Here is a 12,345-nt window from a genome sequence, read left to right as displayed (position 1 = left end):
CCACCAAAGATTAGTGAGGATTTAGAACAGAGTACACTTAACCAACCAATCAGATTTTACACCACTGCCATAGCGCTTACTGCCGATCCCATATCCTTAACAAAGAAGCTTTAGGGTTGCCTCTTCTTACTTCGATATAGCCAATGACATAAGATAGTTTCAGTAAAAATACGGTAAAATTTTCTTCGGTTTGAATAAAAAATTGGTAAGAATACAGAACTGCTCGGTGGTCAAACTGCCTACAGTTAAGCTTTTTAAGTTAAGTCATAATCAGGCATCGCGATCGCAATAGGAATCTAATGAGAACTTCTGATCTTCAACTGCGGCTCAATCATTACTATGAGCAGATCAAAACAATCATTTTGACGCGCCAAAACCCAATTACTGGGCTGCTTCCAGCCAGCACTGCGGTTAATGCCCATGGGGACTACACCGATGCCTGGGTGCGAGATAATGTGTACAGCATTCTGGCTGTGTGGGGTCTGGCGCTAGCCTATCGCAAGGTGGATGACGATCGCGGACGCACCTTTGAGTTAGAACACAGCGTAGTCAAACTCATGCGGGGTTTGCTATTTGCCATGATGCGGCAAGCCCACAAAGTAGAAGCTTTCAAGGAAACTCAATCCTTGCTGGATGCGCTGCACGCCAAATATGACACCCAAACGGGCGATGTGGTGGTCGGCGACGATGCCTGGGGACATTTGCAGTTGGATGCCACGTCGGTTTTTCTGCTGATGCTGGCGCAGATGACTGCATCGGGGCTGCATATTATTTTTAATAACGATGAAGTCAATTTCATCCAAAACTTGGTTTACTACATTGGCAGAGCCTACCGCACGCCAGATTATGGAATTTGGGAGCGAGGCAACAAAATTAACCACGGCAACCCCGAACTGAATGCTAGCTCCGTGGGCATGGCGAAGGCGGCTTTGGAGGCAATGAACGGGCTGAATTTGTATGGCGTGAAGGGCGGACAGTCTTCAGTAATTCATGTATTGCCTGATGAAATTGCCCGTGCCCGAATTACCCTAGAGTCGCTGCTGCCTAGAGAATCCAGTTCCAAGGAGGTGGATGCAGCCTCGTTGAGTATTATTGGATTTCCGGCGTTTGCAGTGGATGATTTGGAATTGTGCGATCGCACCCGCACCAAAATCATCGACAAACTGCAAGGACGCTATGGCTGCAAGCGCTTTTTGCGAGATGGGCACCAAACCGTTTTAGAAGACACCACCCGCCTGCACTACGAACCCTGGGAACTGAAGCAATTTGAACACATTGAGTGCGAATGGCCCCTCTTCTTTACCTATTTGCTGCTCGATAGTGTCTTTCGGGGCGATCAACTGCAAACCAGTGAATACCAAGCCAAGCTGCAAGCGGTGCTAGTAGAGCGCGATGGGGTCGGATTATTGCCCGAACTTTACTTTGTGCCCAAAGAACAGGTGGAAGCCGAGCGCCAAACTCCCCAAAGTCAGCCTCGCCTGCCCAATGAAAATATTCCCCTCGTCTGGGCGCAAAGCTTGTATCTTTTGGGACAACTGCTCAGCGAAGACTTGCTCTCCGTGGGCGATATCGATCCCCTGGGTCGCCATCTGCATGTGCGGCAACAGCGGAAGCCAATTGTACAAATTGCCCTGTTATCGGAAGACGAAGCCCTCCAGTCTCGGCTTGCAGCCTACGGCATTGATACCCAGACTCCTAAACAAATTGAGCCGCTCCAAGTGCGCCGCGCTACTGAGTTGGCAGATGCCTACACCCAAATTGGGCGCAACGACAAACTAGGGCTAACCGGTCGTCCGTGGCGGCGGCTGCGGGGTTTGACCACTTCCCGCATCTTTCGGGTTTCCGGAGAAACTGTAGTCTTTTTGCCGTCCCTGCTCGATCAGCAGCAGTTTTATCTCTCCCTCGATCCTCATTTTCTTGTCAGCCAAATTCGCTCTGAAATTGCCCATATTCAGCGGCATTGGAATCAGTTGGGTCGTCCTACGATGACTCTGCTGCTCACCCACACGATGCTCAAAGTGGAAGATGAGAGTGACAAAGGATTGCCGATCTTAACCTTGATTAAAGAACTTCAAGAAGGCACTTGTAACGGGATTCAGGTGAAATTGGGACGGTTGAATCAGTTGATGCTCACTGCCTGCACCGAGCGGATTGACTTTTTACACAGTTTTTCTTTTGTCAAAACTCCGGTACAAGATGCGGCTCCTACGCAAGTTTACTTAGCCTTCAATCCAGACCGAAATTTTTCCCTCAGCATTACTCAAGAGTTCACGCTGGAATCTGAAACCGATGGGGCACCGCTGCTCGAAAGTTTGCGCCAGTCTGATAACCTATACGAGCAATATGAACTGTTGAGCAGTTTGGCGCGGCTGCATGGGTTTGAGTTTGACACGGGCTTAGGACAGCCGATCCGCAAGGTCAGTGTGGAAGATTTGCTAAATGAGGTTTATTTCAAAGCCGATCGCCTGAAGTTATGGGCAATCTTGCGCGGGGTTGCGGGTCTATATGACAAGATGACGATCAACTTTGCGGATGTGGTCACGGATATTCTGGTGCGACAGAAACAGATTGCGGTAGGACGTGCCTACAGTGAAGATTCTTTGATCACACGCCCCATGGCACCCCAGGAACTGATGGAAAAACTGCGGGAGTTTTGCCGGGAAGATATCCGCGATCGCGTGTTAACCCAAGAAATTCTGGTTTATATCAGCCTGTTGATTAAAGCGGAACCTGCCCTATTTGATGGCTTGCTCACTCTGCGAGTCGGCTTTTTGATTTTGCTGATTACCGCAGAACTAGCACGGGAGACTCAGCTTACCCAAGATGAAGCCTACGATCGCTTGCTGCAACTGAGTCCCCACGAAATTCAGACGCGGCTCTATCAGGTGCTTAAAGGCTACGCCACGATTAACCAGTCCTTCTTTCAGCAGGAATCGCTGCGGGTATCCCAACCACAAGATGGGATCGACTGGGAAGTGCAGTCCGAACAGCCAGAGAGCCAATCTGAGAGCCAGTTGGCAGGGGAATATTGGCTACATAAACGCCAGCGAGAAGGATCGTTGAATCGGGTGCCTGCCGATTTTTATCCCAGCGTCTGGAACGTTTTAAAGTACTGTAAAGGCTTGGTGATTGGGGACAAACTGGAGCGGCGCAATCGGCTAGAAAGTGAGCCTGTACTGGCAGAAATGACTCCGGGTGAAAAGAATTTTGCCCTGCGGGTGGAGCATTTGTTGAATAAAATTCAGGCTCCTGAATATCGTCAAGTGAATATTGAGACGCTGATGGAGTTAGCTGCCTTTGGCGATCGCAACCCCGACCTGTACATCGAAGAAACCATCGCCTTGGATGTCTTGATTGGTCATGCGGTACGGCTGGCATGGCTCGATCGCTATCCTGAACATAGTCAGAGCTACGACGAACATAAAGCGGCGGCATGGCGGCACTTTTACGAAAGCACTCCTCATGACTGCGCTGCTTATGTGGTTAAAGCGCTGCGATTCCTGATTACTCTGGCAGATGGCAAAGAGAACCAACCCGTTTTTGGCGGAGACTCCTTTGAAGACGAAACGGACGTTGTCAGCAGTCAGGGTTCATCCCACTAGCGTCACCCATAGCGCGATCGCTCATCTTGAAAAAGCTTCGGAATTATGTCAAATCCCCTTTATTCAATTTCTGTGCCGTCTCAAACCGGGCGATCGCCCCAAGGAGCCGTTGTATTGCTACATGGCTGGGGTGCCAACTGCCAGGATCTTGCTGGTTTAGCAGACTACATGGATTTATCAGACTATCAATTGGTATTTCCAGAGGCACCTTTTCCCCATCCTTATAATCCCGTCGGTAAGATGTGGTACGACTTTCCGCAAGACTATCGCTTTTTGGGGGGAGCGGAATTTGGCGATCGCGCCGACCTATCCACCAGTCGCCAACGGCTGATTGAGTTTTTGACTCATGTCACCCAAACTTCCAATATTCCCTTCTCGCGAATTATCCTGGGCGGTTTTTCTCAAGGCGGCGCAATGACCCTAGATGTGGGTGTGCGGTTGCCACTCGCAGGCTTAATGATTTTAAGTGGCTACATTCATGCGCCGCTTCAGCCCCAGCAGGCTTCATTGCCGCCTATGTTAATGATCCACGGCAGGCAAGATCAAGTGGTGCCGTTGTCAGCCGCCCATCAAGCGCGTGATAGTTTGGCGGCGATCGGCGTGACTCCAAACTATCAGGAGTACGATATGGGACATGAAATTCAGCCGATCGCGTTGCGACAAATACAAAGTTTTGTTAAAGAGTGGCTGCCAACTCACCACAAGCCGTGAATATTCGGTTTGACTGTAATGAAGTCAGCTAAGATAAGCAAGGACGATCATGGATAGCCTGAAACGTCCTGGGTTTTGATTAAGCCTTGAACACTGCAACCCGGAGATGCCAGTCATGCCAGCATTACATTTAGAACGAGACAAAGTTTCCAGCCTGACTGAGAATGACGTTGCAGAACTGGCAGCGCGGCTAGAGCAAGATGACTACGCTACCGCCTTTGAAGGTTTGCAGGACTGGCATTTGTTACGAGCGATCGCGTTTGAACGTCCTGACATGGTGGAACCCTACCTCTACCTGCTCGACATGGAAGCTTACGACGAAGCCTAGAAAAGCTGAATTACGATTGCAGATTTGAGAGCCTAGACGGATGATGAACTCATTAGTCTAGGCTCTCAGATTTTTATGCAGAGTTATCGAGTTTTAGTGGGTGTGGGCGGTGGAATTGCGGCTTACAAAGTGTGCGAAGTCGTTTCGGCACTGGCAAAAGAGGGCGTGGAAGTCCGCACTGTGCTAACAGACGCTGCCCAGGAATTTGTGACACCGCTCACGTTTGCAACGTTGAGCCGACATCCTGCCTATGGCGATCGCGATTTTTGGCAGCCTGTTCACGGTCGCCCGCTGCATATTGAGCTAGGAGAATGGGCAGACGTTTTTTTGCTGACACCGCTGACCGCCAACACTCTGGCAAAGCTAGCCCACGGCATGGCGGATAATCTGTTGACCAATACGGTGCTAGCTTCCACCTGTCCGGTGCTGCTGGCTCCAGCCATGAATACGGATATGTGGGAACAGGCAGCCGTGCAACGCAACTGGCAGCAAGTCCAGAACGATCCGCGCTATCACACTCTTGCACCGGGATCAGGTCTATTGGCGTGCGATCGCGTCGGTGCTGGACGGATGGCAGAACCCGCTGAGATTTTGCCCTATGTGCGATCGCTGTTGCAAACGAAGGGCGATCGCGATTTGGTAGGAAAACATATTCTGATTAGCGCGGGTGGTACGCGAGAATTTCTCGACCCCGTGCGATTTATCGGCAATCCTTCCACTGGAAAAATGGGGATTGCCTTAGCTCAAGCCGCTTACTATCGCGGGGCTGAAGTAACCCTTGTGTATGCTCCAGCCACTGAGATCGAGGCGGTTCGTGCGTTATCGGGTGTGCAGTGCGTTGCAGTAGAAACAGCGGCAGAAATGCGGCAGGCAATGCTCGACCACTTCCCTCAAGCAGACTGGACGATCATGGCGGCGGCAGTAGCAGATGTGAAGCCTGCCCACTACAGCCCTGAAAAACTACCCAAGGCAGATCTGCCTACAACCCTGCCCCTAACACCAGTGCCCGATATTGTGGCGGAATTGGCATCCCTGAAGCAGCCCCATCAGCGGCTAGTGGGTTTTGCTGCCCAGACTGGAGATATTATCACGCCAGCCAAAGAAAAAATAGTCAGAAAGCAGCTAGACGCGATCGCCGCCAATCCCATCGATCAGCCCAACAGCGGTTTTGGCAGCGACACAAACCAGGCTGTGTTCCTCGATCGCCATGGACGGCAGCACCACATCGATCAGCCATGCAGCAAGTTGACCATAGCGCATCAACTACTCAAATTCATTCAAGCGATTTAGTGCGAGATTTCCAAGATCTACAAGACAATTGCAAAAGTTAAAAATCTGAGAACCGATTTGGGCAATCTAAGAAAGAAGATAGAGTTTGTGATTTTCCACAAGTGATAACAGGACTTTTTGGTGAGCCTGAAATCATTTGTTACTCAAGCTTATATCAGCAACGCCAAAGGTTATAGGTATAAATGAATCGAAGACAAGTGACTGGTGAAGCTCTTCTTGAATATATTCGTTCTGACTTTAAACCAGTTGGCGATCTTGATGATTTTTTAAGAAACTAAGACAGAAGATCAAAATCAGAGTCTTTATTTGGGTAAGTGAACGAGGCGCGATCGCTCACTGGGTTTGTTGAGTAACGCGATCGCGGGTTCGGAGAGAATGGGCGATCGCTGCCATAGTAACTATCAAGCTCCAATGCTGTTCAGTTCCATGGGTTATCCACGAGAAAGATTCTGCCGTTGGGCAGCATAATCTGCCGCCCTGATGTAGTCACCGATCGCGAAATAAGCCACTTTGAGATTGCCCAACACCTGCTCTTCAACCCGAAGATCATTCATTAACCGAGCGATTTCAAGGCGTTGTTCATAGTAACCTATGGCACTGAGATAGTCTCCTAATGCATCATAAGCAACTCCAATGCTGCCCAAAGCCTGTTCTTTGCCTCGCAAATCACCAAGTTTGCGGGTCGCATCTAATCGCTCTTCGCCACATTCAATCGAACGAGTATAGTCTTCTATTGCATAATAGGCATTCCCCAAGTTTCTTAGAATTTGGGCTTCCATGCGGCTATCTCGCAATAGTCTTGCTAGGTCTAACCGCTGTTGATAATAGTCGATCGCGCCCGCATAGTCTCCCAACGCATAGCAAGCATTGCCTAGATTTCTGAGAATTTGCTCTTCTACTGGCTGTGCCCCCAGTTCACGCGCAATGATCAGACTTTGCTTTTCGTAAGAAATTGCTTGCTCATATTGGTTCACCGCTTTGTATGCCAACCCTAAATTATTCAGGGCTGCCATTTCACCAGAGCGATCGCTCACCTCTTTTGCCAGTGCCAGACTTTGAAGCTGATACTCAATTGCTTTATCAGGGTTTTTGAGATGGCGGTAGGCATTGCCAAGGGTACTCAAAATAATGACTGCACTAGGGCGATCGCAGGTGTAGTGAGCCAAAATCAAGGCAGACTGTGAATATTCAATTGCCTTGCCGTAATGCTTTAAGCTATAGAACGTCAAACCAATATTGCTCAGCGATCGTCCCTGCCCCAGATCATCCTGAGTAGCTTGATATAAAGAATAGGCTTGCTTAAAAAGATCCAATGCGGCTTCATATTGACCAGCCTGATAGCTTTCACGCCCTAACCCTAAAAGCTGATTTGCCATGATTTGAGAAGTCTCAATCGGCTGAGAAGCCTCGTCTTCAGCCGATTTGCTAACAATAAACTGCCTATCACTCGCCGGAATCAGAGTTTCTTGTAAAGAATTAGAATCAGCAGACTGATCTAGGGGAACACCCAGGACTCGGTCGTAGTCTTCATCAACGTATCTGAATCTGTTTTCCATTGCTTGGGAACTCCCATTTCATGCTGGCTCAGATTGCCTATGTGGTAGAGACTCCCTGACTTGATCAGCCTAACTTGCTTCACTCAGAAAAGTATTCGGTGATTTCTAGGCTTTTCGCAAAAGATTCGCTGTGCTTGAGCCAGTATATTTAAGGACGTTGGTCAATTTAGAAACTATTAGCCAGTTTGCTAACTGCACTAGCAGGTCCTACCACGGAAACATAAGGTTTCATGAAGTATTGCTGAGCAACCGCTTGAGCCTTTTCCGCTGTAATGTTAGCGATTTGTGTTTGAAAAGTCTGATCAAACTCAATGCCTAAACCCAATGTTTCATACCAGCCAAATGTCTGGGCAATCTGTGCATTGGTCTGTTTTCCTAACGCATATTGCCCCAGCATTTTATTTTTAGCAGCTTGTAGCTCTTCTGCCGTGAGTGGGATTACCCCCAATCGATCAATCTCCGATCGCAATCCTTCTAACCCGATCGCAGTATTTTCCGCTGCTGTTCCCATGTACGTCACAAATTGAGCCGTGTCGAGCCGCGTGGTATAGAAGGCAGATACTTCATAGGCTAAGCCGCGTTTTTCCCGCAGTTCCACAAACAATCGACTCGATAGCCCATTTCCCAAGTGTGTATTCAGCAACTTGAGCGCCGCATAGTCGGGATGAGATGGGGAAGAAGAGCCTTGAGAACCTGCTGGTGATGACGGACTAACTTGCAACGTGGGACTAATGACCGCCGGGGCAAGATAGCCCAGCATCAAAATGGATTGTTGCGTGTCTTGCTCGGTTGTTTTGGATACAGGGTTTTCTAAAATAGGGAGAGACTCAAGGATCGGCAGCGGCTGATCTGATCTGTGCCAATCACCGAAGACCGATTCGATCAGGGAAATTGCGACCTCCGATTGAATCCGCCCTGATAGGCTGACAATCAAATTATCGGGGCGGAAAAAGGTCTGGTGGTAATCCAGCAAATCGGTTTGGTTGAGTTGAGAAACGGTTGCTTCAGTCCCTAAGCCGGACAGGGAATAGGGATGATCCCCATACATACTGCGCCTGAGTTGGTCATAGGCAACGGTGAAAGGCTGCTCTTGCTGAGAGCGAATTGCCTGTAAAGTTAAGCGGCGCTCTAGTTCTAGTTCTTGCTGAGGAAAGGTGGGCGATCGCAACAACTCTCCTGCCAAAATCAGCATCTCTTTAAAATCGGCTGAGACGGCTTTTAAACTCAGAACAAAGTAGTCGGTTGTGGCATCCGTTCCTAAGCTAGCACCCACTGACTCTACCTGCTCCGCGATTTCTAAAGAAGAGAGGGTTACGGTTCCCTTCGTTAACACCGCAGAGATTAAATGAGAGAGTCCAGCCTGATTGGGTTGTTCCCAGCGGCTTCCTGCCCGTAAAAAAAATCGAGCCGCAATAATATCAGCAGTGGGATTCTCAGCCACTAACACGACAATTCCATTGCTTAGGGTGGTGCGATTGATCAGTTGAGTGGGGTGAGAATCGGTGGTGCGAAGTGTCACAGAAAATTCCTTCAGGATGATGGATAAACGTTCAAGTTAAAAGCGAATGGCTCAGGAAATATTTTTGACAAACACCCAAAGGAGGAGTGACTAGGCATGATTTCCTGGTGAAGCTGAGCAATTGTCCCCTTCTCCTGGACGATCGCACTCTCAATTAAACTTTGTTACATCGGTTTCACGACCGTCACGGCATAGTGATAAGGAGACAGATACTGAGCCGCAAGTTGTTGGAGATCTTCGGGCTGAAGTGCCTGAATTCGCTGAGGGTAAGTGCAAATAACTTCGGGCTGAGCAATCATGCTGTAGTAGCCATACAATCCGGCGAGTTGGCTAGGGGTCTCGGTGGAAAAGGCATAGTCGTTGCAGAGTAATCGCTTGCAGCGAGAGAGTTCCGCTTCAGAAATAGGAACAGATGCCAGTTCTGAGAGGCGATCGCAAATGATCGCTTCCACCCGCGCCAAGTCTTCCGCTTCCAGCCATGCGGTAATTGTAAACAATCCAGATTCACGCTGCACGGAAAAACCGCTGCTAATTGCCTGCACTAGGTTACGCTGTTCCCGCAGTTCCCACACCAGCCGCGATGTCCGCCCTTCTGCTAGCAGCACCGATAGAAGATCTAGCCCATAGGCAGCATTCAACTGGTCATCTAAACTTTGGACTGATGAATCCATCCCCGGTCCTAGCCATGCCATCATCAGCCGTGCTTGCTCAATTCGGGGCATCAGCAATTCTTTTCGGCGAATTTGAGTAATTGGAGGTTCGGCTTCGGGAGAATGCTGAGGACAGGTTGCCCGCTCTGAAAAATTGTGAAAGGTGCGATCGACTAAGTTCAAAGCGGCATCCTGACTAACATCCCCCACCACTACAACGGTCAAGTTTTCAGGCTGGTAATAGGTGCGGTGAAAGGCGCGCATTTCGTTGGGCGATCGCGCCATCAATGTTTCTTCATCCCCCAAAATCGGGCGACCATAAGGGTGCCGTTGATAAACGGTTTCAGAAAGCACTTGAAAGGCTACACAGTCGGGATTGTCGTAGGACTGGCGAATTTCTTCTAAAACAACATCCCGCTCTCGGTCAAATTCTTCATCGGGAACTGCCGCATTCAACAAAATATCTGCCAAGTATGGCAAGGTGTCTTCAAGATGCTGAGCGGCAGTGGTAATAAAGTAATGGGCATAGTCGTAACTAGTGGCTGCGTTAGTGATGCCGCCCCGATGTTCCACCTCGCGATCAAAGGCACCAGGGGCAGTTTTTGCAGTACCCTTAAAAATCATGTGTTCTAAAAAATGCGCCATGCCTGACCATTCATCGGGTTCTAAGACTGAACCCGCTTTGACCCACACGTCTACTGCTGCAACAGGCATGGCAGGCGTATGTTGATGAATTACTGTCAGCCCACTATCCAAGCGGATGATGCTTGCAGGAAAAGGTTCAGCTTTTAATAAAACGTTGGTCAATTTTTAACCCTGAAGCGTATTAGAACCAATATAGCGTCGCTTTGGATGAAGTAAGCATAACTCTTGATCATTTACGCTTGAGAAAACGACTAGTATAAGCTTGACTTGGCACTGGTTTCAGGTTTTAGTACTCCATCCACCGAAACCTGTGAATCCAAATTTAGGTTTCATCGGTTCGCCTTCATAAGTTCCCTATGGCTCTAAGTTCAGCAGTTCCCTATGGCTCTAAGTTCAGCGATCGCCCGTTTTTTCAAACCTGCCAGTTCCACCAGTCTGTCTCTGCGGCTGACTCAAATCGGCTTGCTAATGACCGTGTTTTTTCTGGCGTTGGCGCTGTTGGCTCCGCTGTTACAAGGACTTGGCTGGCTACAAGATCCCACAGAATTTTTAGAGAATACGCCCCAGCAAGCTCCATCTTGGCAGCATTGGTTTGGCACCACGCAGCTGGGCTATGACGTTTTTTCACGCACGGTGTTTGGCACTCAGGCGGCGTGGCAAGTGTTGATTTTGGCGACGCTGCTAGGATTGGTGATTGGCATTCCCCTTGGCATGGTCAGCGGCTATTTGGGCGGCAACCTAGATCGGCTACTGCTGTTTTTAATGGACACAATCTATACGCTGCCGGGATTGCTGCTGTCGGTGACTTTGGCATTTGTGGTGGGGCGCGGCGTGTTTAATGCCGCGATCGCCCTCAGCATTGCCTACATTCCCCAATATTATCGACTCGTTCGCAACCAAACCATTGCCGTCAAAAATGAACTGTTCATAGAAGCAGCGCAAGCAATGGGAGCCTCCACTTGGCATATTTTGACTCGCTACCTGTTCCTCAACGTGGTGCAAAGCGTCCCGGTGCTGTTTACGCTGAACGCGGCGGATGCCATTCTCATCTTGGGCGGCTTGGGCTTCCTCGGCTTAGGGTTGCCAGAGGAAACGCCAGAGTGGGGCTATGACCTGAAGCAAGCGTTAGACGGATTGTCTACGGGCGGCATTTGGTGGACAACCCTGTTTCCTGGTTTAGCCATGACCCTGATGGTCATCGGGTTATCTCTCTTAGGAGAAGGCTTAAGCGACTTGATCAATCCTCTATCCAATCGGGATCAGGAGTAAACTGAGACCCTTTTAACCCTCTGCTGAAATGTTGGCAAAATGACTTGAACAAGTGCCTTCAGGCGGCAACTGAGCCTTCACAACAATTTCTGTGTAGCCTCGATCAGTGAGAACTTGACTGAGCATCTGTTCAACCGTTTTTTGGACGCGATCGCCCGCCGTTTTCATCAACCAATTCTGACACGCTGCTTCTTCAACTCGGTTGAGTGCTTCACGTTGAGCCTGCGCTTGTAACTTAACGGCTTCCTTTCCTTGCCTCGCAAAAATACTTCCATCAAATGAATAGACGCTGGAATGGTCTAAATCAAGGTCACTGCCCAGAACTTTAAGCGGAGGTAACGTCACAACCACTTTTTTACCTTCAAACTGCACATCGTCTGATTGAAACTGGCTTAAATCGATGCCAACTCGCACATTACCATGAGCGATGTAAAGCAATTTACTCTTACCCAAAAAGCCTTTATCACTCACGGGCACTACCGTATCCATTTCAAACATTGCTGTAGTTAATTCACTCACATCCCTAACCTGACGAACAATCAACGAACTGGTGTCAACCGGTGCAACTCCTCCACGACCTAGTTGGAAAAACAGCCACAATACGGCTAGAACCAGAATCAAAATAATTCCCGCCAATACTTTGGTCGTTAAACTTGAATCTTTTATTGAGCTAGTAACCATGCTTATTCCCTATTGAAATTTAAATTCTATGAGTTCCATTTAGATGGCTATCCACTGATAACAACTCTTGCAGCGGCGCATTCAGCTTAAATGC

Annotated in this window: 10 protein-coding genes; 5 read left to right on the top strand and 5 right to left on the bottom strand. The window is 49.0% G+C overall.

The window, feature by feature from the left end; all coding sequences use genetic code 11:
* Positions 1-299 precede the first annotated feature (299 nt).
* The 4 genes from AC1S5B_RS27525 (at position 300) to coaBC (ending at position 5,931) form a co-directional block, all read left to right on the top strand.
* Positions 300-3,602, top strand: a complete 3,303-nt coding sequence (locus AC1S5B_RS27525) for a phosphorylase b kinase regulatory subunit alpha/beta (RefSeq protein ID WP_482038846.1) — start codon at positions 300-302, stop codon at positions 3,600-3,602.
* 45 nt (positions 3,603-3,647) lie between these two features.
* Positions 3,648-4,313 carry an alpha/beta hydrolase gene (locus AC1S5B_RS27520; protein WP_482038845.1) on the top strand — a complete coding sequence of 222 codons (666 nt, stop codon included), beginning with the start codon at positions 3,648-3,650 and terminating at the stop codon, positions 4,311-4,313.
* Positions 4,314-4,428: 115 nt separating this feature from the next.
* Complete coding sequence (gene isiD, locus AC1S5B_RS27515) at positions 4,429-4,641, top strand: protein IsiD (protein WP_482038844.1); 213 nt, start codon at positions 4,429-4,431, stop codon at positions 4,639-4,641.
* A gap of 75 nt (positions 4,642-4,716) precedes the next feature.
* On the top strand, positions 4,717-5,931 hold the full coding sequence (coaBC, locus tag AC1S5B_RS27510; protein WP_482038843.1) for a bifunctional phosphopantothenoylcysteine decarboxylase/phosphopantothenate--cysteine ligase CoaBC: 1,215 nt from the start codon (positions 4,717-4,719) through the stop codon (positions 5,929-5,931).
* A gap of 274 nt (positions 5,932-6,205) precedes the next feature.
* On the opposite strand, the gene AC1S5B_RS27505 is transcribed toward coaBC, so the two are convergent.
* The 4 genes from AC1S5B_RS27505 to AC1S5B_RS27490 all read right to left on the bottom strand — a co-directional run bounded on the left by AC1S5B_RS27505 (position 6,206) and on the right by AC1S5B_RS27490 (position 10,463).
* Positions 6,206-6,343, bottom strand: coding sequence for a hypothetical protein (locus AC1S5B_RS27505; RefSeq protein WP_482038842.1), 138 nt, complete (start codon positions 6,341-6,343; stop codon positions 6,206-6,208).
* Between the two features lie 19 nt (positions 6,344-6,362).
* Positions 6,363-7,487 (bottom strand): tetratricopeptide repeat protein, encoded by a 1,125-nt coding sequence (locus AC1S5B_RS27500; protein ID WP_482038841.1) that lies wholly within the window; start codon positions 7,485-7,487, stop codon positions 6,363-6,365.
* Positions 7,488-7,653: 166 nt separating this feature from the next.
* Complete coding sequence (locus AC1S5B_RS27495) at positions 7,654-9,006, bottom strand: M16 family metallopeptidase (protein WP_482038840.1); 1,353 nt, start codon at positions 9,004-9,006, stop codon at positions 7,654-7,656.
* A gap of 164 nt (positions 9,007-9,170) precedes the next feature.
* Positions 9,171-10,463 carry a M16 family metallopeptidase gene (locus tag AC1S5B_RS27490; protein WP_482038839.1) on the bottom strand — a complete coding sequence of 431 codons (1,293 nt, stop codon included), beginning with the start codon at positions 10,461-10,463 and terminating at the stop codon, positions 9,171-9,173.
* A gap of 219 nt (positions 10,464-10,682) precedes the next feature.
* Here AC1S5B_RS27490 and AC1S5B_RS27485 point away from each other — a divergent pair, with 219 nt between their 5' ends.
* Complete coding sequence (locus AC1S5B_RS27485) at positions 10,683-11,570, top strand: ABC transporter permease (RefSeq protein ID WP_482038838.1); 888 nt, start codon at positions 10,683-10,685, stop codon at positions 11,568-11,570.
* Between the two features lie 12 nt (positions 11,571-11,582).
* Here the strand turns inward: AC1S5B_RS27485 and AC1S5B_RS27480 are convergent, their stop codons facing one another.
* The gene (locus AC1S5B_RS27480; protein WP_482038837.1) at positions 11,583-12,251 is read right to left on the bottom strand and encodes a DUF4230 domain-containing protein; all 669 of its coding nucleotides are present in this window, start codon (positions 12,249-12,251) and stop codon (positions 11,583-11,585) included.
* Positions 12,252-12,345 lie beyond the last annotated feature (94 nt).

The sequence above is a fragment of the Leptolyngbya sp. CALU 1928 genome (assembly GCF_056784215.1).
Note: the sequence above shows the minus strand (reverse complement) of the source record. Positions and strands in the feature narration are given on the sequence as shown.

Coding starts and splice junctions, on each gene's coding strand:
- AC1S5B_RS27525 (WP_482038846.1), top strand. CDS start 300: ATGAGAACTTCTGATCTTCAACTGCGGCTCAATCATTACTATGAGCAG.
- AC1S5B_RS27520 (WP_482038845.1), top strand. CDS start 3,648: ATGTCAAATCCCCTTTATTCAATTTCTGTGCCGTCTCAAACCGGGCGA.
- isiD (WP_482038844.1), top strand. CDS start 4,429: ATGCCAGCATTACATTTAGAACGAGACAAAGTTTCCAGCCTGACTGAG.
- coaBC (WP_482038843.1), top strand. CDS start 4,717: ATGCAGAGTTATCGAGTTTTAGTGGGTGTGGGCGGTGGAATTGCGGCT.
- AC1S5B_RS27500 (WP_482038841.1), bottom strand. CDS start 7,487: ATGGAAAACAGATTCAGATACGTTGATGAAGACTACGACCGAGTCCTG.
- AC1S5B_RS27485 (WP_482038838.1), top strand. CDS start 10,683: ATGGCTCTAAGTTCAGCGATCGCCCGTTTTTTCAAACCTGCCAGTTCC.
- AC1S5B_RS27480 (WP_482038837.1), bottom strand. CDS start 12,251: ATGGTTACTAGCTCAATAAAAGATTCAAGTTTAACGACCAAAGTATTG.